The organism is Bacillus canaveralius (genome assembly GCF_002860125.1).
Classification (GTDB): domain Bacteria; phylum Bacillota; class Bacilli; order Bacillales; family Cytobacillaceae; genus Bacillus_BJ; species Bacillus_BJ canaveralius.
In genome coordinates, this window is record NZ_PGVA01000072.1 from 1 (window position 1) to 22,228 (window position 22,228).

21 protein-coding genes and 1 pseudogene are annotated in these 22,228 nt (G+C 40.5%); 16 read left to right on the forward strand and 6 right to left on the reverse strand.

Features of this window, described 5'->3' with window-relative positions; genetic code table 11:
- The first annotated feature begins 135 nt into the window (after window positions 1-135).
- From bluB to CU635_RS21035, 10 genes and pseudogenes are all read left to right on the forward strand, one after another.
- Window positions 136-776: pseudogene (gene bluB / locus CU635_RS20990) on the forward strand (5,6-dimethylbenzimidazole synthase).
- A gap of 155 nt (window positions 777-931) precedes the next feature.
- Window positions 932-1,162: a hypothetical protein gene (locus CU635_RS20995; protein WP_142382832.1), complete on the forward strand. Its 231-nt coding sequence runs from the start codon at window positions 932-934 to the stop codon at window positions 1,160-1,162.
- Between the two features lie 403 nt (window positions 1,163-1,565).
- The gene (locus CU635_RS21000) at window positions 1,566-2,642 is read left to right on the forward strand and encodes a LacI family DNA-binding transcriptional regulator (protein ID WP_180956584.1); all 1,077 of its coding nucleotides are present in this window, start codon (window positions 1,566-1,568) and stop codon (window positions 2,640-2,642) included.
- Window positions 2,643-2,747: 105 nt separating this feature from the next.
- Window positions 2,748-4,001, forward strand: a complete 1,254-nt coding sequence (locus CU635_RS21005; protein WP_101579331.1) for an anhydro-N-acetylmuramic acid kinase — start codon at window positions 2,748-2,750, stop codon at window positions 3,999-4,001.
- A gap of 75 nt (window positions 4,002-4,076) precedes the next feature.
- The gene (locus CU635_RS21010) at window positions 4,077-5,069 is read left to right on the forward strand and encodes a sugar ABC transporter substrate-binding protein (protein ID WP_180956585.1); all 993 of its coding nucleotides are present in this window, start codon (window positions 4,077-4,079) and stop codon (window positions 5,067-5,069) included.
- A 35-nt stretch (window positions 5,070-5,104) separates the two neighbouring features.
- The gene (locus CU635_RS21015) at window positions 5,105-6,616 is read left to right on the forward strand and encodes a sugar ABC transporter ATP-binding protein (protein WP_101579333.1); all 1,512 of its coding nucleotides are present in this window, start codon (window positions 5,105-5,107) and stop codon (window positions 6,614-6,616) included.
- A gap of 62 nt (window positions 6,617-6,678) precedes the next feature.
- Window positions 6,679-7,596: an ABC transporter permease gene (locus CU635_RS21020; protein ID WP_101579347.1), complete on the forward strand. Its 918-nt coding sequence runs from the start codon at window positions 6,679-6,681 to the stop codon at window positions 7,594-7,596.
- A gap of 34 nt (window positions 7,597-7,630) precedes the next feature.
- The gene (rpe, locus tag CU635_RS21025) at window positions 7,631-8,305 is read left to right on the forward strand and encodes a ribulose-phosphate 3-epimerase (protein WP_101579334.1); all 675 of its coding nucleotides are present in this window, start codon (window positions 7,631-7,633) and stop codon (window positions 8,303-8,305) included.
- Window positions 8,306-8,321: 16 nt separating this feature from the next.
- Window positions 8,322-9,305, forward strand: coding sequence for a type I phosphomannose isomerase catalytic subunit (locus CU635_RS21030; protein WP_101579335.1), 984 nt, complete (start codon window positions 8,322-8,324; stop codon window positions 9,303-9,305).
- Between the two features lie 230 nt (window positions 9,306-9,535).
- Window positions 9,536-10,039: a DinB family protein gene (locus CU635_RS21035; RefSeq protein ID WP_101579336.1), complete on the forward strand. Its 504-nt coding sequence runs from the start codon at window positions 9,536-9,538 to the stop codon at window positions 10,037-10,039.
- A gap of 97 nt (window positions 10,040-10,136) precedes the next feature.
- On the opposite strand, the gene CU635_RS24165 is transcribed toward CU635_RS21035, so the two are convergent.
- Window positions 10,137-10,481: a DUF4003 family protein gene (locus CU635_RS24165; protein ID WP_101579337.1), complete on the reverse strand. Its 345-nt coding sequence runs from the start codon at window positions 10,479-10,481 to the stop codon at window positions 10,137-10,139.
- Between the two features lie 5 nt (window positions 10,482-10,486).
- Window positions 10,487-11,125 carry a DUF4003 family protein gene (locus CU635_RS24170; protein ID WP_101579338.1) on the reverse strand — a complete coding sequence of 213 codons (639 nt, stop codon included), beginning with the start codon at window positions 11,123-11,125 and terminating at the stop codon, window positions 10,487-10,489.
- Between the two features lie 399 nt (window positions 11,126-11,524).
- Between CU635_RS24170 and CU635_RS21050 the strand changes: the two genes are divergently transcribed.
- Both CU635_RS21050 and CU635_RS24440 read left to right on the forward strand, forming a co-directional pair.
- A complete protein-coding gene (locus tag CU635_RS21050; protein ID WP_101579339.1) occupies window positions 11,525-12,376 on the forward strand; it encodes a DegV family protein in 852 nt (283 codons plus the stop codon).
- A gap of 437 nt (window positions 12,377-12,813) precedes the next feature.
- Window positions 12,814-12,897, forward strand: coding sequence for a putative holin-like toxin (locus tag CU635_RS24440; RefSeq protein WP_219620148.1), 84 nt, complete (start codon window positions 12,814-12,816; stop codon window positions 12,895-12,897).
- 262 nt (window positions 12,898-13,159) lie between these two features.
- On the opposite strand, the gene lsrB is transcribed toward CU635_RS24440, so the two are convergent.
- The 4 genes from lsrB to CU635_RS21070 are packed head-to-tail and all read right to left on the reverse strand — an operon-like array spanning window position 13,160 to window position 17,776.
- The gene (lsrB, locus tag CU635_RS21055; protein WP_101579340.1) at window positions 13,160-14,236 is read right to left on the reverse strand and encodes an autoinducer 2 ABC transporter substrate-binding protein LsrB; all 1,077 of its coding nucleotides are present in this window, start codon (window positions 14,234-14,236) and stop codon (window positions 13,160-13,162) included.
- 18 nt (window positions 14,237-14,254) lie between these two features.
- Complete coding sequence (locus tag CU635_RS21060; protein ID WP_373270896.1) at window positions 14,255-15,244, reverse strand: ABC transporter permease; 990 nt, start codon at window positions 15,242-15,244, stop codon at window positions 14,255-14,257.
- Window positions 15,228-16,262 (reverse strand): ABC transporter permease subunit, encoded by a 1,035-nt coding sequence (locus CU635_RS21065; RefSeq protein ID WP_101579341.1) that lies wholly within the window; start codon window positions 16,260-16,262, stop codon window positions 15,228-15,230. Before CU635_RS21065 ends, CU635_RS21060 begins: the two co-directional genes overlap by 17 nt.
- Window positions 16,262-17,776 carry a sugar ABC transporter ATP-binding protein gene (locus CU635_RS21070; protein ID WP_101579342.1) on the reverse strand — a complete coding sequence of 505 codons (1,515 nt, stop codon included), beginning with the start codon at window positions 17,774-17,776 and terminating at the stop codon, window positions 16,262-16,264. Before CU635_RS21070 ends, CU635_RS21065 begins: the two co-directional genes overlap by 1 nt.
- A 261-nt stretch (window positions 17,777-18,037) precedes the next feature.
- On the opposite strand from CU635_RS21070, the gene CU635_RS21075 reads away from it, so the two are divergent.
- Genes CU635_RS21075 through lsrF form a run of 4 tightly spaced genes read left to right on the forward strand, consistent with a single transcriptional unit; the run spans window position 18,038 to window position 21,726 of the window.
- Complete coding sequence (locus CU635_RS21075; protein WP_101579343.1) at window positions 18,038-19,003, forward strand: sugar-binding transcriptional regulator; 966 nt, start codon at window positions 18,038-18,040, stop codon at window positions 19,001-19,003.
- Window positions 18,981-20,543 carry an autoinducer-2 kinase gene (gene lsrK / locus CU635_RS21080; RefSeq protein ID WP_101579344.1) on the forward strand — a complete coding sequence of 521 codons (1,563 nt, stop codon included), beginning with the start codon at window positions 18,981-18,983 and terminating at the stop codon, window positions 20,541-20,543. The genes CU635_RS21075 and lsrK overlap by 23 nt, the downstream gene beginning before the upstream one ends.
- Window positions 20,544-20,562: 19 nt before the next feature.
- Window positions 20,563-20,919 (forward strand): cupin domain-containing protein, encoded by a 357-nt coding sequence (locus tag CU635_RS21085; protein ID WP_101579345.1) that lies wholly within the window; start codon window positions 20,563-20,565, stop codon window positions 20,917-20,919.
- Window positions 20,920-20,934: 15 nt separating this feature from the next.
- The gene (lsrF, locus tag CU635_RS21090) at window positions 20,935-21,726 is read left to right on the forward strand and encodes a 3-hydroxy-5-phosphonooxypentane-2,4-dione thiolase (RefSeq protein ID WP_101579346.1); all 792 of its coding nucleotides are present in this window, start codon (window positions 20,935-20,937) and stop codon (window positions 21,724-21,726) included.
- The last annotated feature ends 502 nt before the right edge of the window (window positions 21,727-22,228 follow it).

The following is a 22,228-nucleotide window of genomic DNA, read 5'->3' on the forward strand; positions in this document are numbered from 1 at the left end:
TCAAAATAAATTTATTTGATTTGAGCTTGACAAATTCGCTTTTATTTAATGCAACGCTAGTGTTCTTTTATATAATCTAATAATGTTTTCCTGATAAACAAGGTTTAAAGAAGATGTCGTAGAGGAGGCTGTTTAATGTTTAATAATGAAGAAAAAGAAGCTATATACAACGTAATTTATAAAAGGAGAGATGTTCGCACCTTTCTTCCAGACCCTATTCCCCCTGAGGTAATTGAACGAATTCTTCAAGCGCCCATCATGCACCCTCTGTAGGATTTATGCAGCCATGGAATTTTATCTTATTAAGTTCAACTGAAATGAAAGAACGGCTTGCCTGGGCAGCGGAAAAAGAAAGAAAAGCCTTGGCTATCCACTATGAGGAAGATCGTGCAACGCATTTTTTAAGTTTAAAAGTAGAAGGAATGAAACAAGCGCCGTTGACCATTTGTGTAACATGTGACCCAACACGTGGAGGATCACATGTATTAGGAAGAAATTCAATACCAGAGACGGATATTCTTTCTGTGGCGTGTGCAATTCAAAATATGTGGTTAGCCACATGTGCGGAAGGATTGGCTATAGGATAGGTTAGTTTTTATAAGAAAAATGATGTCAGAGACATATTACAAATTCCTCCCCATATTGAACCCGTTGCTTTAATTTCAATTGGATATACAGATGCATACCCATCATCCCCAATTCTAGAGCAAGTTCATTGGGAAAAACGTATATCTCTTCCGGGGTTAATTTTTCACGAAAGATGGGGTAATCAATGATAATCTGGAAAAAGAACTTAAGGTTCATTATTTTTTAGAAGAACTTGTAAAAATAGTAGGATCTATAGATTATTAGTTTAGTGAGCGAACTACAGAACTTTATTGAACGATTGTTAATCATTTCAAAAAATGATGAAATTAACAAACAGGATGTTATGAATTTATTAACAGATGACTTACAAAATGAATTACCTATAAATATCTATTTTGAAGAAAAGCTAGATTTATATAAAGCTTTGGAATCAGTTGAAAGTCAAATACTAAAACGAGCCTCAATGAAATACAAAACAACAACAGAAATAGCCGAAGCCTTGAATGTCAATCAGTCAACCATTAGTAAAAAGTTAAAGAAATATAATATTAAACTTAGAAATGTAAAATTATAGTAGATTTTTCATTAGGTTTGTTTGTCACCCTTGAGTTGACGGGTAAGGTGGATTATTATCCCCGTGTATAGCCGATTCTCTTTGGGGAATCTTATTATTTGACCGGACATGCTGTAACTTGTCTGGTCAATTTTTATTCTATGGACTTATTTACTTATCTTATACCTACAGTTTTTAAAAGAAATCAAAATTCGCTGATAATTTCATAAAAGTAGAGGGTATGTAAGAAAGAAAAATAAATATTTATTTTTCAGAATTCTCTTGACATGAAAAACAAAACTAAAATATAATGAAAACGTTCTCAATTAATTATCATTTATTTAAAAGGGAAAAAGAGGGTATTATAAATATTTTTTTGAAAGAAAATGAGAACGTTCTCAACTCGTTTTCGAAAAGGAGAATTATGTTTAAAAAAAATATGGATAATCGAAATGAAAAAGAAAATACCATTCGTGATGTTGCAAATCTCGCCGGTGTTTCGGTGGCTACTGCGGGCAGAGTCTTGGGGGGATATGGAAGTGCCTCAAGTAAATCAGTTAGCGCAGTTAAAGATGCCGCAGCAAAATTAAATTACATACCAAATGGAATCGCTCAAAGCATGAAGAAGAAGAACACGAAAACGATTGGGTTGATTATCGCGAATATAAGCAATCCTTACTTTAGTTCTATCGCCAGGCTAGTGGAAGAAGTGTTAGCGAAAGAAGGATACAACCTGATTATTTGTAATACTGATGAAGATTCAGAAAGAGAACTCTCTTATTTAAGAACCCTGTATGAGAAAAGAGTAGACGGGTTAATGATCGCGAGTGCTTTAAAAGACTCGGAAAGTTCAGAGGATGAAGTACTAAAGATGTATAAAAATTCGATACCGACCATCATCATTGACAGAGAAATACCTGGAATAGACTTACCAACAGTCACTTCAGATAATTTTAGGGGGGCATACGAAGCAACAACCCATCTAATTAAAATGGGACATAAAAAGATTGGCGTCATTGGTTCAAATATCAGTACTTTATTTAGAAGGGTAGACGGCTATAAACAAGCAATGGAGGAAAACTTCCTTACTTTCGATGACTATTTGATTTCTAATAAGACATACGACAACGTCAGTCCTGGTGATGTGAATGAAGGGATTTTTGCAACCAGAGAATTATTGAAGGACCCTGAAACCAGACCAACCGCCATCTTTCCTCTGAATAACTTACTGACAACTGGAGCTCTCATTGCCATTGATGAAATGGGACTGAGAATACCTGAAGATGTAGCCATAGTTGGGTGGGATGATTTCGATCTGGCACCGTTATTAAAACCGCCAATTACGGTAGTAAAACAATCTTCTTACAACATAGCGAATATTGCTACTAATCGATTACTCGAACTAATATCCAATTCAAGCCTAAGTTCGGAAGCCGATAAGAAAGTCACTTTATCAACTGAACTAGTGGTTAGAGGCTCATGCGGAAATAAAGCCAATTAAATAACTATCCATTAAGGTGGTGATCTTATGTAAAAGGCAGGAATAAAATGTATTTAATTCAAAATCAAGAATACAAACTATTAAAACAATTGGAGGAAAAGAATAATGGCTTATATGATCGGTCTTAATAGCGGAACTTCATTTGATGGAATCGATGCTGTATTAGTGGATATCACTACAGGGGAAGATGGTCATCCAAATCCACCCGAGTTTATTGATGGACTTTCCATGCAATGGCCGGAAGAAGTCCAGGATGTCATGCTGCAAACCTTCGCCAATAAAATTGATATGGAAGGACTCGGCAGATTAAACTATGTTGCCGGTGCTGTCTTTGCAAATGTTGCAAACGCTTTACTTAAAAAGACAGGCGTTTCTCCAAAAGATGTTTTAGGTATTGCAGTGGATGGACAAACCATTTACCAGGAACAGCCAGATCATAGGAAAATTAATCAATTAACAGAAGAAGAAAAAGGCGATTTAGTTGCCAGATGGTTTAAAGGCCCATACCCGATTTGCTATCAATTAGTAGAATCCAATGTAGTTGCCGCCCATACAAACATCACAACTATTACACACTTTAGACAAGCTGACCATGCATTTGGAGGAAACGGTGCTCCTTTGATGCAATATCTGGATTGGGTTGTTTTTAAGGATAAAGCTCCTGCTCTTACTCTAAACCTCGGTGGCATTGCCAATGTCCAACTAGTTTATAAGGATAGAAGAGATATGGTTGCTTTTGATACAGGACCAGGAAATGTATTGCTTGACCATGCTTGTCGTAATCTATATGGCATCCAATACGATAAAGGTGGAGAAATTGCTGCTAAAGGTCAGGTTAACGATGAAATGCTTGCTGAACTTATGAAACATCCTTATTTTGAACGTGAGCTCCCGAGGTCCGCATGGAGAAATGATTTTTCTTCGACATATGGTGATACAATTCTGGCAAAGTTCAGTCACTTATCTGGAGAAGACATCATGGCTACCTTCTGTGCTTTCACGGCTGAAGCAATTTCAAAAAACGCCAAGGATAATATCCCGAATTTTAAAGATATAAAGGTTATGATCGCAAGTGGCGGCGGGGTTCTTAATCCTACCTTAATGAAGCATATCCAGGACAGATTGCCTGAAGGCGTACGTCTAACTACATCAGATGAGTTTGGTGTACCACCGCTCTTTAAAGAAGCAATCAAGTTTGCAACTATTGGTTATTCAACTCTTAATCAGGTTGCTAATAACATTCCTGCTGCAAGTCATGCTGATAATTACGCGATCATGGGAAAAGTCGCATTTGCACCCAGACATGCCAAGGGCGTTGGGGAATTACCGGAGAAAAACAAACAAAAAGAAACTGTATAAACACTTCTGCAAAAGTGAACAGTTTCTCTTCGAAAATATCATTGGTATTTAATATTACCACAAGGGGGCTATACTTTGAAACAAAATAAACTTTCCTTTTTCGTTCTGCTTATTATTCTCACATTCTCCGCTATTATCACAGGCTGTTCTAACGGAGAGGCCAAAGGTAGTGTCAAAGAAAATAATACTTCCAGTAAGAGCGAAGATAAAAGCATTAAATTAGGTTTCTCCTTTGGACAGAGTGTCCACCCTTTCTTTATCGCAATGGAAAAAGGGGCAAGGGCCGCTGCTAAAGATTTAAATGTGGATTTAAAAGTTACGAGTGCTGATTATAAACTGGAAAATCAAATTTCCAATGTAGAAGACCTTTTACAGGATGGCATAGATGGCCTATTACTTAATCCCATCGATTCAAAAGCGCTTTCCAATGTAGTTAATCAAGCAAATGAGAAAAAAATTGGTGTATTTACTGTTGATATTGGTGTAGTAGGCGCAGACACAACTTCGTTCATTGCTTCCGATAACAAGGAAATTGGAAGGACTGCAGCAAGGTATGTTGCTGAACAATTAAAAGGCAAAGGCAAAATCGCTCTAATCGGTTGGCCGACCATTACATCATGTAAGGATAGAGAAGATGGCTTCCTTGAAGAAATTGCTAAGTCCAAGGGGATAAAGGTTGTTGCCAACCAGGGCGCAGGTATGGAAAGAGCCAAGTCTTTAGAGGCAGCAGAAACCATTCTGCAAGCAAACCCGGATATTGATGCCTTTTTCGGTGTAAATGAAAGCGCTGCAATGGGTGCACTTAGTGCAGTACAGGCTCGAGATAATAAGGATATCTTCATTCTCGGGGTAGATGCAACTCCAGATTTATTGGATTCTATCAAAAATAACACTGCCATTAAAGCAACAGTCGCGCAAGACCCGTACCAGATGGGGAAAATCGCAGTTGAAAATGCTGTTAAATTTGTGAACGGGGAAACACCAGAGAAAGAAATTGCAGTGGAAACAAGTTTGGTAACAAGCGAAAATGTGGACGAAATCATCAAGAGAGAAGCAGCCTATAAGTAAGGAGAATCCAGAAAAAATAGGAAAAGGGGATATGCATGAAAAAGCTATTAACCATGGAAAACATAAGTAAGTCCTTTTCCGGTGTCAAAGTACTTAATAATGCACGGTTGGATATAAATGAAGGAGAAGTACATGCTTTAATGGGTGCTAATGGAGCGGGAAAGTCCACTCTCATGAAAATCTTGACAGGTGTATATCAAAAAGACCAAGGGATCATTCGTCTTGATAATGGTAAGGGAGCGCTAGAGGGAATTGAGTTTCAATTCCCTTTGCAAGCTCTCGAAAAAGGCATCAGTATGGTGTACCAGGAATTTAATCTCGTCGCTAATCTCAGCATTGCTGAAAACATATTCCTGGGCAGAGAACCGATTAATAAACTGACAAAAATGATTGATTGGAATAAAATGTTCAATGACTCAAAAAGCGCGTTACAGCAAGTGGGCATTAAGTTAGACCCGAAAATGAAGGTTGAAGAACTAAGTACAGCGCAAAAACAGACAGTCGAAATTGCCAAATGCCTGTCTTTGAATTCCAGAATCATTATTATGGACGAACCAACAGCCAGTTTAACAGATCGGGAAATTTCAATTCTCTTTGATATTATTAATGATCTCAAAAATAAAGGCTACAGCATCGTCTATATTTCTCATCGTATGGAAGAGATATTTTCGATTACAGACAGGATTACTGTCATGAAAGATGGACGTTTTGTAGAAACATTAGAAACAAGAAACACAGATAATAGCGAGCTTGTCCGCTTAATGGTTGGCAAAGAAATTATTGCCCCAAGAAAAAGTAAGTCTGTTTATGGGATGAATAATAAACCTGTGTTATCTGCTCGAAATATCCATACTAAAAAGCTATTAAAGAATATTAATTTTGAGTTGAATAAAGGTGAAATATTAGGCTTTTTTGGATTAGTTGGTGCGGGAAGAACGGAATTAGCCAGGGTTATATTTGGTATTGATAAGCTGGATAAAGGTGAAATTCACTTAGAAGGCAAAAAAGTGTACATTAGAACCCCCTTCGAAGCAACGGAGCACCATATTGGATTAGTGCCTGAAGATCGCAAAGACCTTGGTTTGATTTTGGATTTGCCGATAAAAAATAATATTATTCTAACTAAGCTGCGTCATTTGAACCCCTTTATTCTAAACAATCAAACTCAGAACCAACTAAGTAATAAATATATTGAACAGCTCTCGATTGCAACTACTGGCCCGGAACAAAAAGCTGCAGAATTAAGTGGTGGAAACCAGCAAAAGGTTGTCATTGCAAAATGGTTATCTGTTTCTCCTAAAATATTGATTTTAGACGAACCGACCAGAGGAATTGACATTGGCGCTAAAACTGAAATCTATCAATTGATGAGAGATTTGGTCGATGACGGCATGAGTATTATAATGATTTCTTCTGAACTTCCAGAAATTCTGGATGTCAGCGACCGGGTAATAGTCATGCACGAAGGTAAAATAACCATGGATCAAATTAATGAGCATCTGGATCAGGAAACTATTTTGCACTACGCAATGGGGGTAGGAAAATGAACCTAGTAGCTGAAAAGAAAAAACCAGCTTTTTCGCTTCAAAACCGCTTTAGTTTTGATCGAATGAGACAGTATGGACTGATTTTATCATTATTCCTGCTTTGTCTTGTTATGACTTTCCTTACTGACAATTTTTTAACCGTTTCGAACCTGATGAATGTTGCCCGCCAAATATCTGTAACGGCAATTGCTGCAGTTGGAATGACCTTGGTAATCATTATTGGGGGAATTGATCTATCGGTTGGCTCCATATTAGCATTATCCGGAGTAATGGCCGCTACGATGTATACGAATGTTGAATCTCCCGTTTTGGCTATAATCGTTGCTATTGCAGTTGGCGGCGCCGTTGGCTTTTTTAATGGCTTTGTAACTGCTAAAGGGATGATAGCAGGGTTTATCACAACACTTGCCACTATGAGTGCAGTGCGCGGGTTCAGTTTTATTTATACAGAAGGGGTACCTGTATCAGTTACCAGTCCCAATTTCACTTTTATCGGAACTGGATACTTTCTTAGCATACCTGTTCCAATCATTATCATGATCATTGTGCTGGCATTTGGTTTTTATCTTATGAATCGGACCCGATTTGGTAGATATATTTATGCAATTGGCGGTAACGAACAAACCAGTAAATGGTCCGGATTAAAAGTAGACCGCATTAAGATTTATGTTTACATGCTAAGCGGGTTATTAACAGGACTGGCGGGTGTGATTTTGGCTTCCAGGCTGGCTTCGGGACAGCCATTTGCCGGACAGGGGTTTGAATTGGATGTAATCGCGGCGGTGATTGTTGGAGGAACAAGCCTTGCGGGGGGTAAAGGTAACATAAGCGGAACGATTATTGGAGTAATGTTGATAGGAATCCTTAGCAATGGACTGACCTTACTCAATGTAGACTCATATTATCAGATGGTTATAAAGGGAGGCATTATTATCCTTGCTGTTTTGATCGATAGCCTGGGACGCCGAAAAAAAGGTTAATAATAATGCATTGTTATGAGGAGGAATGAACTAAATGGTAAAAATATCTGCCTCGCTTATGTGTGGTAATCCGCTAAAGCTGGAAGATGAGTTAATCCGGCTCGAACAGGCACAGGTCGACATGCTTCATTGTGACATAATGGATGGCGTTTTTGTTCCTAATATAACAATGGGCTTATACATGCTCAAAGCTTTTAAAGAAAACTCGCGCATTCCTTTAGACGTTCACTTAATGGTCGTAAATCCTGACGCATTTCTGGAGCAGCTTGCTGAAATAGGAGCAGAGTATGTCACAGTTCATGCGGAACCTGTTTATCACTTGCACAGGACGATTCAAAATATAAAAAAGCTTGGTATGAAAGCTGGTGTTGCCTTAAATCCATCAACTCCTGTTGAAAGCTTAAAGCACATCATCAAGGATATCGATTTAGTTTTAATAATGACTGTTAATCCAGGGTTTGCGGGCCAGGATTTTATTGAAAGTACAGTGGAAAAAATCTCGGAAGTAAAGAAAATGCTGGAAAAGAACAATGTAGAAGCTTTAATCGAAGTGGATGGAAATATTAATAACAAGACGATTCCTTGGACGGTAAAGGCAGGGGCTGATGTACTGGTATTAGGCACTTCATCAATCTTCAAAGGGCCCAATGCTGATTACAAAAAAGAGGTTGAAAGCATTATAGCTTTAACAGAACAATACAGTTTGTAGGAGTAGGAGGTCAGATATGTACCCGTTAAAATTTAATACAATTTATATTCATAAGCCTTGGGGCGGAAGGAATCTTGAGAAATATAAACCAGGATTACCAGAAGGTATTATTGGAGAAACCTGGGAAGTATCTTGTCATCCTCACGACACGAGTATTATCACTAACGGAAAATTAGAAGGTATGAAATTAACAGAGTTAATTGACAAGGAGGGCAGTACACTTGTTGGATCAGAAATTTCTACTGAGTGGTTCCCGTTAATGCTGCGATATGTAAGCGCACAAGATAAATTATCTATACAGGTTCATCCGGATGATGAGTTCGCCCGCAAACAAAATGAGCCAATGGGAAAGTCTGAAGCCTGGTATATTCTAGATGCTAAAGAGGATGCTTTTCTTTATGCAGGAGTTCTTGAGGGAGACACTGACTCACTAAAAAAAGCAGCAATCGAAGGAACGATTGAACAAAACCTAAAGAAGCTATATGTGAAAAAGGGAGATGTTATTCTCATTCCAAGTGGATTGATTCATGCGATCTGTGAAGGATTAACTCTTATTGAACTCTGCAATAATAGCAACACTACCTATAGAATTTACGATTACAACAGAGGCAGGGGTTTAGATCTGGAAGAAGGATTCCAGGTAGCTGATATTAAGAAGCAGGGGCTTATCACAGAAGGGCTGCAGAAGAAAAAGACAGGCTACAAAAAGAGTTATCTATGTTTGGATAAGAATTTCTCATGGGAACTTTATGACGTAGACCAGAGCTTTACTGAAGAAAGCGATCCGGAAAGGTTTTATCTATTCACTTGCATTGAAGGAGCAGGGGAAATTCATTATGAAAGCGGCATTGAAAGTATTTCAAATGGAGAAAGTATACTGATTCCTGCAACATTAGGACAATATACATTTGAAGGAAATATGAAAGTCTTAAAAAGCTATGTTCCAGATTTAGAACAAGTAGAGAAAGAAATATTACAGGAAATTGAAATTGGTGCATAATATCGAATGGGCTCCGGTTAGAATGATTGGGGTCTGTCCATTACTGTTTTAAAGCAGTGGGGGACAGGCCCCTCCTTATATGATAAATTATTGTAATATTAACAGTAACTAAAACGTTAAAAAACATAGTCCGACTGTTTCTTAAGGGCAATTTTGTAGTATTGGAAAAAAATTCTATACTATGCTGGTCCATAGTAAATCAAGAAAATTAAAAAACGGAGGGAAAAGCGATGTATACTTCAATATCAGATTTTATCGATGACTGGAATCAAGAAGCTGCCGCAACGCAAAAGGTTTTGGATGGGTTAACGGATGATTCGCTGCAACAAAGGGTTTCGCCGGAAGATCGCACTTTAGGAGCCATTGCCTGGCATATCACAACGAGCACTCCAGAAATGCTTGTTGAGTTTGGTGTTACCGTTGAAACGGTGAAAGACTCAGCCACCATTCCATCCTCAGCCAGGGAAATCGCTGAAATCTTTCGCAGAGTTAGTGCCGACACCAGTGACGCCGTTAAGCAGCAGTGGACGGACCAATCCTTAAGTGAAATGAAAAATGTGTATGGCATGGATATGCAAAAAGCCGTAACACTTTCAATGCTCGTCAAGCATATCATTCATCATCGTGGTCAAATCACAGTCCTCATGCGCCAAGCAGGATTGAAGGTTCCAGGTGTTTATGGACCATCAAGAGATGAATGGAGCCAAATGGGGATGGATGCCCCCACGATATAAGAAGTACATACAATACACTGGAATAAGAGTACATTTTTATATGGAGAAGCAAAGCCGTTTTCTTTTTATAGGAAAACGGCTTTTCTATGAGAAAAGATCAGCTGTCACCAGAGGAGCTGCTCGCTGCAGCTGTAGCGGCTGTAATGCTTGCAGTCATTGCCGCTTGTTGAGCTTGTATCAGGATTTCGATGGTCGTGTTTAAACCAGTTCTTGCTGCATCACCCACTAACGTTTTTTGGTTCATTAAAAACAATACGCTTAACATAAAATTAACATCCTTATTCCATCTAAACAGTTTATCATTGTTCAAATTCTCGTAGATCTCATTGAGGTTTTCCATTTCACTTTGGATGTTTTCCAAATAGGACAGCATTCCAATGTAGGGATAATAGACCCTTTTTGATTTAAAATCTGCCTTTTCGAGCTGGTTTCTAATTTCCATGCATCTTACCGCGTTTCAACAGATATCTGGTCTGTATTTAATGCGAGGATGTGGCTTAAAAATTGCAGGTCATTTCCAATTGAAAAGCCTTTTTCGTTTAGGGCCTTGTAATGATCCTCTACATTGACAATGATTTCATCTTTATTTTTTTCGGATTGAGCAAGGATGGCCGCCAGCGGGTAATCACCAGAGTTCGTTAGGAAAGGATGATGATCTTTCATCCCATTATATACATCTATTGTTTTCTGAACATATTCTTCGATCCGACTTTGTTCCACTTTTAAAAGAGTTCCCGCTGCAATATAGGAATAAACGACTCGGCTATAGCCATTCTCGATAAGTTTTTCGTAGATGTTGATAAAATGATGACAACTCTCTTTTGAGTCAGCAGTTGTTGAATCTAATGTGGCCGCTGTGGTAAAACGGTGCGCAGATTTTAAATGTGAAAACATCCCAACTTCGTTCTTTATATAGTCGGCAAGTTCCAAAAAGCGTTTTAAATGAAAATCCTTTGAGTTTGTCACATACATGACGGCAATCAGCATCAGGAACCGTTTATCCGTTTTCCATTTTAATGATGAATACAGCTGTGAATAGATATCCTTAAAAAGGGCCATTCTTTCCTTTAAAGTTTGCTCAAGCATAAGAAAAGTCCCACCTCTCTCAGTTTTCCTAATATTGTATACGAGAAAAAGTTTTATTAGGTTTCATTTAACTGTATGGGGGAGTTTCTAACGATCTAGTTTATTGCAAAAATGAAGCAACCAACGTATTGATTGCTATTATTGATAGGTTATCATAACTGAAATTAAGAAAACGGAAATGGTACCATTCCAAAACTGGGGGAGGTACCTTTCTTGTATTATCTTTTGGATTAAGATTATTATTGCAATTACTATTATAAATGTAATAATACGGCAAGGAATTTTTATCAAAGGCGTGATCATGTCGTTTTTAATGCCCTTTTTCATGTATAGTAGAGTAGAACGGAAAAACGCAGAACGAAGAATTACGGCTTTTTTTTATAGAAGTGGAGGCTATTTATGAGAAGACTTATTTTGTCGACAGAGAGTGGTGCGGATTTACCAGAAGAATTAGCTGACAAACATAATGTTCAAGTGGTCCCGATGCACGTCATCATAGATGGGCAGGATTTTTTAGACGGTTCGTTACCTGTAACGGATATTTATGATTATTATGAGCGGACAAAAAAAATACCCTCTACAACGTCCACGAATTCTCATGAATATCATGAATTTTTCACGAAGATAAAAATTGATTTTCCTGATTGCATCATCATACATATTGGGTATACCTCAAAGGCATCCTCTTCCTTCCAAAATGCGATAATCGCATCGGAAGAAATGGATGATATTTTTCTAATTGACGCTTTGAACGTTACAGGTGGATTAACTGCTCTTGTGATCTATGCGGTTACCTTGTTAGAGAATGAACCTACGATTGACCCTGTTCGCTTAGTAGAGAAGATTGAATCAAAGGTTCCTAAATCAAGACTGGCTTTCGTTCCCGGAAGTTTAGAGTTTTTAAGAGCAGGTGGACGTGTAAGCAATCTAGCTTATCTTGGAGGGGCTTTGTTAAAAATAAAGCCGCGTATTGAACTAATTGATGGAAATCTTGTTTCAACAAAAAAATATCGTGGGAAAATGGATGGAGTATCAGAAAAACTGATGCGAGATTATTTAAATGAATACGATATTGATAGAGAACAACTTTATCTTATTTACTCAGTCGGACTTGATGAACGGATCAAGCAGCGGATGGATGAAATCGCAAAAGAAACTGGTTTCAAAAATGTTAAATGGATGCAAGCTGGGGCTATGATATCTACTCACGCTGGACCTGGTGGCTTCGGAATCGCAGGGTTGGAAGTTTAGGAACGGTCAAAAAACCGGTGAGAAAGACTTCTGATTATAATGGCAACAAGGGATTATACACAGTCCCCTCCATTTTAATGATGAATACAGCTTTGAAAAGATATCCTTGAAAAGGGTCATTCTTTCCTTTAGAGTTTGCTCGAGCATAAGAAAAGTCCCACCATTCACCGATTTCCTAATATTATATACGAGAAAAAGTTTAATTAAGTTTCATTTTAACAGTATTGGAAGAAGAATGTATTACTAACAAAAATCACCAAAAAACCGTGTTATGTATGCATTCTCTGTGGAGATGTGTATATGCTGCGAATTTTAAAACATCAAAAAACAAACATACGTTCTTAATATGATTAAATATATGGTATAATAAGAGAACAATAGAATAGGTTTTCTCAAGGGTGGTCGGCACGCTCCCATTAGAAAGGGGGTGATGCTATATGACAGTTTTCGAATCATTAATGATTATGGTTGCTTTCGCAAGCCTGATCGTGGCAATTCTGTCATTTAACCAAAAAAAATAATCCACCCTTGAGTTAACGGCTCAGGTGGATTATTCCCCGTATTTAGTCGATCCCCTTTGTGGGAACCTTCTATTGTTTGACCGGACATGGTGTTACATGTCTGGTCTTTTTTATTCTATGTTGTTTCTTAGTTCTATTATACCGTAATCTCGTTCAAAATGAAACAAAAGAGCAGTCAAAGATGTTCTTGGTTTTAGCGAACAGTGACAGTCATTGTTCGCTTTTACAACTATATCAAACAAAACGGGGCCGTTTTCTTATTCTAAAAATCAAAATCATCAATGTTATCCTTTGTGAATACAACCCGGTCTGGCAGCAGGATAATACCGCTTCGATCATCGGTGTAGTCATAGCCCTGAATGGTGTTAGGCTCGATTTTGACTTTGCCTACGTTTGGAACTTCAAATTCATCGCCTACTTTGAGGTCTTTGCCTTCGACTGTCATTAAGTACGCGACATATGCGGCAAGGGCACCTTGCTTCTTGACATCCCATAAACCGAATTGCTTGACTGTATCGCGTTTTACATAATCTCTCATGACATTAGGAGTGGAGAAACCAGTTATGACGACCTTGCCGGCTTTGCCAAGGTTTTCAGCAGCCTGAGCCATCGCCGGAAGGGCAGTGGCGTCTGGACAGATTACGGCATTGATGTCAGGGTATGTCTGTAATATGCTTTCACCAACGGAGAGGGACTTTTGGGCGTCATTCTCTCCGTATTGGGTGGTGACGATTTCCCAGCCGGGATATTTATCAGCAATGATTTCCTTTGCTTTTTCTACCCATTGGTTTTGGTCGGTAACGGTTGGGCTGGAGTAGAAGAAGGCGACCTTTCCTTTGTCACCGATCTGGTCAGAGGTCATTTTGATCAGGAGCTCAGCCAATTGATCCGGTGTTCCCTGGTTAATGTAAAAGGAACGGTCCTTAGGATTGACGTCGGAATCCCATGTTAAGATTTTTACGCCGCGGTCCTTGGCGCGTTTTAATGCCTGGCTTAGCCCGTCAACGGAGACGGATGAAATCATTAATGCTTTATATCCTTGATTCACGAAGTTATTAATGTATTTGACCTGGCCGGATACGGAGGCTTCACTAGGCCCATCGTATTTCAATTCAACATCCAGGGAATCTGCCATCTCCTTGGCGCCCTGGCCTCCAGATGTGAAGAAGCCGACACCAGTGAGCTTAGGTATGAAGGCAAGTTTCACGTCTTTCTTATCTGTCTTTCCTCCGCTATTTTTATCATCAGTACTGTTTTTTGTTCCGCTGCTGCAAGCAAGTAAAGATCCGGCCAACAAGAGAATTAACATCATCAACAAAATAGGTTTAAACTTCTTCATCAAGTATTTCCCCCTTATTCATTCTCGGTTAAATGATTGATTCCTTGCTCCAAAAATGCTTTTGAATGTCTGCCATTTTGTATTGCGCAGTAAAACTGCAAGAATTAACATAACACCAATAACGACACTGGTTTGTTCGCTGGTCATACTGGCCATTTGCAGTCCGTATTGCATCATACCGATCACAATACTAGCCACTGCCGTGCCAAGGACGCTGCCCTTTCCGCCAAAAATACTCGTTCCACCCAAGACGACAGCGGTGATAACAGGCAGGACTGCATCAGCACCAAGGTCTGATCTTGCGGAGCTGAAGTATGATGTAAGGATGATACCGCTAATACCACCTCCGAAGCCGGATAACATATAGGTACTTAGAACCGTCCACTTTGTACGGATTCCGCTGTACCTTGCAGCTTTTATATTGATCCCCACTAAATATACGTTACGCCCATATCGAGTGAAGTGGAGCAACCCACCGAATAAACAGATAGACAACAGCAAAATCCAAATAGGATTGGGAATGCTTAGGAATAAACCATTGGCGATATTGACAAATGCATCAGGAAAACCGCTGATTCCTTCATAGCCGGAAGCACTGGATCCCCCTGATAAAACAAGGGCTATTCCCGAAAAAAGGAACATACCTCCCAAAGTGACAACTAGTGGCTGTACTGTTGTGAAAGCGACTAAAAGACCGTTGATCAACCCTGTAAAAACGGCCAGCAGAATGGTAATAAGCAGGGCCATCCAAATATTCATGCCATCCTTCCAGAGAACTCCGACGAGGATGGAGGAGAGTCCCATGATCGACCCGACTGAGACATCTATCCCGCCAGTAATAATCACAAACGTCATTGGAATGGCTGCAAGGGCAATATAAGCAAAATCATTCATGCTGTATAGAAGATTGTTCATGTTCAGAAATCCGGGAATGATATGCCTGAACACGATGAGTTCCAGCAGGAGGAACAATACAAGGACCGCTTCCCATTTAAGTAGAAGCGTTATTTTCGTTTTCAAGACCGGTACCTCCTTTTATGGAGATCGTCGCATTTTTCTTTTTGCTGGAAAAAGCCTTTTTTCTTAAATATAGCTGAAATTTGGAATCTCCAACTACAATTAATAGTAAAAGCAGCCCCGATATGGCATTGTTCCAGTAGGCCGGGATTTTCAAGTAAATGAGTGAAGTATTGATTACAGTAAAGAAAACGGCACCTAGACTTGCGCCGACAACGCTTCCTAGTCCGCCTGTCAAACTGACACCTCCAAGAACAGCTGCTGCAATGACCTGGAGCTCAAGACCGCTGCCAGTCTGGTTTGGTACAAAACCGATGTTCATGACGAACACCATTCCGGCTATAGCTGCAGAAATACCAGAAAGCATAAAGGCGAGGAGCTGAACTCTTTCAACCGGGATTCCTACCAGTCGTGCTCCATCGCGGTTATCTCCAACCGCGTAAAAATAGCGGCCAAATTTAATTTTTGTCAGGAATAGATGGGTAAGGATGACCAGAATCACGGCAATCCAAACCGGAAAATTCAAGCCGAGAAGCTTTACCCCCGCCAATTTTTTATAATAATTAGGGATATCCTCAATCCACATTCCTTCCGTATAAATCAGCATGCATCCTCGAATAATTCCAAGCATCCCAAGTGTCATGATGATAGACGGAACCTTTAAAAAGGCAACACCTACTCCGTTGATCAGGCCGATGATGGCTCCTGCGGTCAATACAATTGCCGTTACAGCCCAAATATTATAGCCCGATGTTAACAAGACTCCGCAGATGGCAGCCGACAGCCCCATGATGGAACCAACTGATACATCTATGTTCGAGGTGAAAAGGGCAAACGATTGGCCGATCGCCATGACGAGCAGGATGACACTTGCTTTGATCAGGAGGGAAATCGTATCTCCCGTGACAAACTCGTGATTAAAGGCACCGACCAGGATAATGTAAGCAAACATTAACAAGAGGATCGAAAGTTCCCTTGCTTTGACCAATCGAACGAAAAGGGAAGGCATTACATAATCACCTCTTTATTCACACCAAACGCCCATTTAGTAATGGTATCTGAGTTGATTTCGGACTTGGTGAGGGTTTTGACAAGCTTTCCTTCATGCATGACCAGCACCCTGTCACTGAGTTTTTCGATTTCTTCAATATCAGAGGAAATCAGAAGTACAGCTAAGCCTTTGGATTTTAACTCATGAATGATCTTGTATATGTCATTGCGGGCGTTGGCATCGATTCCGCGTGTGGGCTCATCGAAAATGATCACCCTCGGGGTTGCTGCCAGGTATTTGGCAAGCACCACTTTTTGCTGGTTTCCTCCTGATAAATCCTTCAGTTCCTGATCCATGCTTGACGATTTCACCTTTAAGTCCTCTACGTATTTGGAGGCGATTTTCTTTTCCTGTTTGAATGGAAGAAAAAATCCTTTAAGGCGATATAGAATCGTTGAGGTGACATTTTTCTCAATCGTTGTAATCGAGAAAATACCGTGTGAATGGCGATCCTCCGGGACGTAGACCATGCCTTTGTTGATTCGCCTTCTTGCAGTCAATCCGTTCAATTCCAGACCGCCCATTTGAATGCTTCCTTGCTCAATCGGTATCAATCCAAAGATGGCTTCCGCCAGTTCTGTCCTACCAGCGCCAACTACCCCTGCAATTCCTACAACTTCTCCCTGATGAAGGGTGAAACTGATTGAGCTGAATCTTTTTCCGGAAAGCTCCTCAACGGAAAGAGCAGGATGATCAAAAACGGGAGCATCTGTCTCTCGTAGGACGTGTTTTTCCGGGTGAACAATGTTTTTACTCGCACCTCCAGGCATCAAGCCTTCGAGAATGCCTTCATAGGAGAAATTTGTGACAGGTCCCTGCGCTGAAACAACACCATCACGTAAAACGGATACGGAATGGGCGAGCGTAAAGATTTCGGTAATGCGATGTGTGATATAAAAAACGCCAAGTCCTTCCGCAGTCAGGTTCTTGATTGTCTTAAATAAAGACGCAATTTCTCCAAACGTCAGGGTGGAAGTCGGTTCATCAAGTATAAGAATCTCAGCTTCTCTCACTAATCCTCTAATAACTTCGACCAATTGCTGCTCGGCAATTGAAAGGGATAAAGCACTTTGATTCAAATCGAGATTCCAGCCCAATCTTCGAATGATTTTTTGAACCTTTTCCTTCAAGACAGGCTTCTTCCCCGGCAATCCAATCAAGATGTTTTCTTCAACTGACATATTTGGAAAAATAAGCGGCTCCTGAGGGACGAGATACACTCCGTGCTGATGGGCCTCATTTGTGTTTGAGAAAGCGGCCTGCACTCCTTTTATGAAAATGGATCCGCTGTCGGCTTTGTATAATCCAGTAATGATTTTCATCAATGTTGATTTGCCGGCACCGTTCCCACCTACAATGGCATGAACTTCTCCCTTTTGCAGGGAAAGAGAGACACCGCGCAGGACGGGTACACCGGAAAACTGCTTAAAGACTTTTTCTATTTGAAGCAATGCCGCTGTTTCATTTTCCATCGAACATTTGTCACCACCCCTATAAGAAAGTGCAGTAAACGCTTACATAAAAAAATAAAGATTTACAAGAGCGAAATTTCACATTGCTGTGCGAAAAGCTTGTTAATACATACACGGAAAGTAAACAAAATATGACCATTGAAAATAAAAAATGCTGAATACTCTGAAATTGTTCTTTTTCAGTCATTACAAGGATATATATTTTTTAGGCGTGTGAACAAAAAATTGCAGGGTGGACTTTTGTAGGGAGTGTAGCAGCAGATGAGCCATGACCTTTATATAGAAAATATGCTGATTAAAGTTGCCTGGTATTACTATAAGGAAAATATGACACAAAACGAGATAGCGGACTTGCTGGATTTGTCGCGTGCGAAGGTAGTCCGGCTGCTAGACAGGGCAAGGGCTGAAGGTGTTGTCCAATTCGAGGTTAAGGGGTTTGGCAAAAACGGGCTAAGTATCGAGAAGGAATTCAAAGAAGCCTTTTCGCTGCCAAACGCTTTCATCATTCCAACCCAGCAAAACCCTGATGCCTTGACCGATTCCTTATCAAAGGCTGCTGCGCAGTATCTTCAAAGCAAGCTTCAGCCAAACGATATGGTCGGGCTGGGCTGGGGCAGGGCGGTATCGAAAACGATTGATTACTTGTCGCTTGTGCCAGAAAGCAATATTTCCGTTGTTACTCTGACAGGTGGAGTCAATTACTATCTGCATAATCGGCGCCAAAAAGAAGGTGGCATGGAGAAATTCCAGGATATCCATGTAATACCCGCACCGTTTCTTGCTTCTACAGATGAGATGGCAGAAAGCTTTTTAATTGAACCTTCTATTAAAGAAATTCTCGATCTTGCCATGATTGCTAAATATATCATCATCGGGATTGGAGGAATTTATCCAGAAGCCACGATCATTCAAGAAGAGAAAATGACGATGAATGAATTGACTTTTATAAAGCATCAAAAGGCTGTTGGGGATATACTTGGCCAATTTTTTGATCGAAACGGAGAAATTCTCGAGCTCCCGCATCATAAACGTCTAATAGGAACAGAATTGTCGGTGTTAAAGGGGAAAAATGTTTTTGCCGTGGCAGGAGGAGAGAAGAAGGTGAAAGCTATTTACGGCGCTTTAAAAGGAGGATACATCCACACTCTTGTCACGGATGAGGCTACCGCGGTTGCTTTATTAAATATGGGGGTGAAGCATAAAAATGGAATGCATTCTGGCCATTGATGCCGGTACTGGGAGTATTCGGGCGGTTCTCTTTGATATAAAGGGAAACCAGCTCGGAGTATCCCAGGTGGAATGGAGTCATGTAACAGATGAACAGTACCCTGGCTCAATGGAATTTGATTGTGAAACGAACTGGACTTCAGCAGCAGGCTGTATCCGGGATGTCTTAAGTGTATCGGGAATCGAGCCAAAGGAAATCAAAGCAATTAGCGCAACGAGCATGAGGGAAGGGATTGTTCTATACGACAAGGAAGGCAGGGAAATATGGGCATGTGCGAATGTCGATTCGAGGGCCTCAGCAGAAGTTAAAGCATTGAAGGAAATCGATTCTGGAATAGAAGAAAGAATTTATCAGCTATCGGGGCAGACGTTTGCTTTAGGGGCTCTGCCAAGGCTTTTGTGGCTGAAAAATCATATGGCTGCCGCTTATGAAAAGGCCACAGCGATGACGATGATCAACGACTGGATTCTCTACAAGCTATCGGGAGTCCTGCAAGTGGATCCATCGAATGGATGCACGACAGGTATTTTTAACTTGAAGAAACGTGTATGGGAGAAAACAGCCGCCGAAGCTTGCGGAATAAAAAGCAATCTTCTCCCGCCAGTCAATGAAGCAGGGGTGGTTATTGGGTATGTGACCGAGGAAGCAGCATGCGTAACTGGGCTGGAAAAAGGAACACCAGTTGTTTCCGGCGGAGGTGATGCCCAAATGGCATCGGTTGGCGTTGGTGCAGTAGAGGAAGGGCAAACCGTTGTTTCTGGGGGTTCGTTCTGGCAGCAAGAAGTCAACGTGAAGCATCCGGTTACTGATCCAGAGGGCAGGATAAGGGTAAATTGCCATGCGGTTCCCGAGTTATGCCAAATAGAAATGATTGCTTTTTTTCCAGGCCTTGTAATGAGATGGTTCCGCGATGTGTTCTGTGACCAGGAAAAAGAAGAAGGATTGGCTGCCGGGCGTGACCCTTATGAAATTTTAGAAGAAAAAGCAAAGGATGTTCCAGTCGGCTCGAACGGTATAATGCCGGTTTTCTCAGATACGATGAACTACCGATCCTGGCGGCATGCATCACCATCCTTGATTAATCTCACACTGGATCCGAAAAAAACAGGCAAAAAGGAAATATTCAAATCCCTCCAGGAAAACGCTGCGATCATCACTTTGGGAAACTTAAAACTCATTCAAACTGTGACAGGATTTTATCCTGAAGAAGTTATTTTTGCCGGTGGAGCATCAAAAGGAAAGCTGTGGAGCCAGACGCTTGCTGATGTTCTCGGAGTTCCTGTGAAAATTCCGGTTATTAAAGAGGCTGCTGCATTAGGGACTGCTTTGTTTGCTGGTATTGGAGCAGGTGTTTATAAAAATATCCACCAGGCTGTAAACTCGACTGTTAAGTGGGAACGCAAGCATATGCCAAACATGGAAAATCACGCTCTCTATCAAGTGATTTTTGAGAATTGGAGAAAGGTTTACAGCGAGCAGCTCCGGATAGCCGACAGTGGATTAACCACCCATATGTGGAAAGCACCTGGACTTTATTAGCTTGAAAGGAGGTGGCGGAATGAAGAAAGTCAATGAGAAGGACTTTGCATACCGTTTTGGGGACAATGGACCAAAATACTTATCTAAAGGACCGAATGTTGATCTAGGTGTTGTTGTATTGAAGCCGGGACAGGACTTTCAAAACCATTATCATACTGTGTGCGAAGAAATCTTTTACATTCTTGAAGGTGAAATCGATTTTTATATTAATGGGGATAAAGTTCCTGCTAAGCCTGGTGATATGATTCAATGCCGGCCAGGTGACACTCATTACCTCATTAATCAATCTCAACAAAGCTTTAAATCCGTCTTCATCAAATCACCGCATATAACCGAAAGAGATTCTGTCAATGTGGAAAATCCAATTATTAAATAAGGGAGTGGAAATGATATGAGCTGGGGATTTCAAAACCGATTAAATAAAATTTTGCCAAATAGAAGAGCGGTTATGCTTGCAATTGACCATGGTTATTTTTTAGGCCCGATTCGTGGCTTGGAAAAGCCCGGAGAAACAGTCAAGGATTTATTGGCTTATACGGATTCCTTGTATTTAACTAGAGGAGTGCTTGCGGCTTCGATCCCGGAAAATACGGAAAAACCAATGATTCTTAGGGTGTCGGGTGGACCAACGACCGTCGGTAAAGACCTGGCTAATGAAACTATTGTTACATCTGTGAAGGAAGCGATTCGCCATAATGTGGTTGGAGTCGGCGTTTCCGTTTTTGTTGGATCAGACTATGAAACTCAGACAGTAACAAACCTAGCACATGTAGTAACTGAGGCACATGATTATGGGATCCCGGTATTGGGAATTACGGCCGTTGGAAAGGAACTGGAGAAGAGAGATGCGCGGTTCCTTGCATTAGCATCAAGAGTGGTTGCTGAAATGGGTGCGGATATTGTAAAAACCTATTACTGTGAAAACTTTGGGCAAGTTACAAGCAAGTGCCCGGTTCCGATCGTGATAGCGGGAGGGCCGAAATTCGATACGATACGCGAAGCGCTTGAGATTACTTATAATGCGATGGTTCAGGGAGCAGCAGGAGTAGATATGGGCCGAAATATCTGGCAATCCGAGCATCCTGTCGCCATGATTCAAGCAATCGAGTCGATTGTCCATAATAATTACAACGTTAACGAAGCCGTGGAATTATATGAATCGAATGCAAAGGTGAAGGCTTAACTAGAATTGTTTATTTAGAAGATTATGATTGTATAAGTTCATTATAATCAAAAGGAATATCAAGATAACGGCATCCGTTCGAAACTTGTAACAGTTTTCGAGTCAATAATGATTATGGTTGCTGCTTTCGCAATTCTAATCGTGGCAATTCTGTCATTAACGAACGAAAAGTGCAAGCGCCCTATTTAGCCCCGACAAGCAAATGGTTTTCGACAAAAAAGTCTGCTCTTTGATTTTTATTGCCGAAGGTTATTTGACCTCGAGGGGCTGGGCGCTGGAGCTAGACAGTAATCCCAATTCAACGATATAGATTTTGGCAGTACAAAAAATAATCCATCCTTGAGTTAACGGCTCAGGTGGATTATTCCCCATTTTTAGTCGATCCCCTTTGTGGGAACCTTCTATTGTTTGACCGGACATGCTCTAACATGTCTGGTCTTTTGTGCGCTTGGCAGCGCTTCGCTCTAATGGGTGAAAGTCCCTAACATGCCGTTGTGGCGGA

Bases quoted from the DNA above. Each gene is read 5' to 3' on its own strand.
- CU635_RS21035 (WP_101579336.1), top strand. From the start codon at position 9,536: ATGTATACTTCAATATCAGATTTTATCGATGACTGGAATCAAGAAGCT.
- CU635_RS21015 (WP_101579333.1), top strand. From the start codon at position 5,105: ATGAAAAAGCTATTAACCATGGAAAACATAAGTAAGTCCTTTTCCGGT.
- CU635_RS20995 (WP_142382832.1), top strand. From the start codon at position 932: ATGAATTTATTAACAGATGACTTACAAAATGAATTACCTATAAATATC.
- CU635_RS21065 (WP_101579341.1), bottom strand. From the start codon at position 16,262: ATGCCTTCCCTTTTCGTTCGATTGGTCAAAGCAAGGGAACTTTCGATC.
- CU635_RS21070 (WP_101579342.1), bottom strand. From the start codon at position 17,776: ATGGAAAATGAAACAGCGGCATTGCTTCAAATAGAAAAAGTCTTTAAG.
- CU635_RS21030 (WP_101579335.1), top strand. From the start codon at position 8,322: ATGTACCCGTTAAAATTTAATACAATTTATATTCATAAGCCTTGGGGC.
- rpe (WP_101579334.1), top strand. From the start codon at position 7,631: ATGGTAAAAATATCTGCCTCGCTTATGTGTGGTAATCCGCTAAAGCTG.
- CU635_RS21085 (WP_101579345.1), top strand. From the start codon at position 20,563: ATGAAGAAAGTCAATGAGAAGGACTTTGCATACCGTTTTGGGGACAAT.
- lsrF (WP_101579346.1), top strand. From the start codon at position 20,935: ATGAGCTGGGGATTTCAAAACCGATTAAATAAAATTTTGCCAAATAGA.
- CU635_RS21005 (WP_101579331.1), top strand. From the start codon at position 2,748: ATGGCTTATATGATCGGTCTTAATAGCGGAACTTCATTTGATGGAATC.
- CU635_RS21075 (WP_101579343.1), top strand. From the start codon at position 18,038: ATGAGCCATGACCTTTATATAGAAAATATGCTGATTAAAGTTGCCTGG.
- CU635_RS21020 (WP_101579347.1), top strand. From the start codon at position 6,679: ATGAGACAGTATGGACTGATTTTATCATTATTCCTGCTTTGTCTTGTT.
- CU635_RS24165 (WP_101579337.1), bottom strand. From the start codon at position 10,481: ATGGAAATTAGAAACCAGCTCGAAAAGGCAGATTTTAAATCAAAAAGG.
- CU635_RS24440 (WP_219620148.1), top strand. From the start codon at position 12,814: ATGACAGTTTTCGAATCATTAATGATTATGGTTGCTTTCGCAAGCCTG.
- lsrB (WP_101579340.1), bottom strand. From the start codon at position 14,236: ATGAAGAAGTTTAAACCTATTTTGTTGATGATGTTAATTCTCTTGTTG.
- CU635_RS21000 (WP_180956584.1), top strand. From the start codon at position 1,566: ATGTTTAAAAAAAATATGGATAATCGAAATGAAAAAGAAAATACCATT.
- lsrK (WP_101579344.1), top strand. From the start codon at position 18,981: ATGGAATGCATTCTGGCCATTGATGCCGGTACTGGGAGTATTCGGGCG.
- CU635_RS21050 (WP_101579339.1), top strand. From the start codon at position 11,525: ATGAGAAGACTTATTTTGTCGACAGAGAGTGGTGCGGATTTACCAGAA.
- CU635_RS24170 (WP_101579338.1), bottom strand. From the start codon at position 11,125: ATGCTTGAGCAAACTTTAAAGGAAAGAATGGCCCTTTTTAAGGATATC.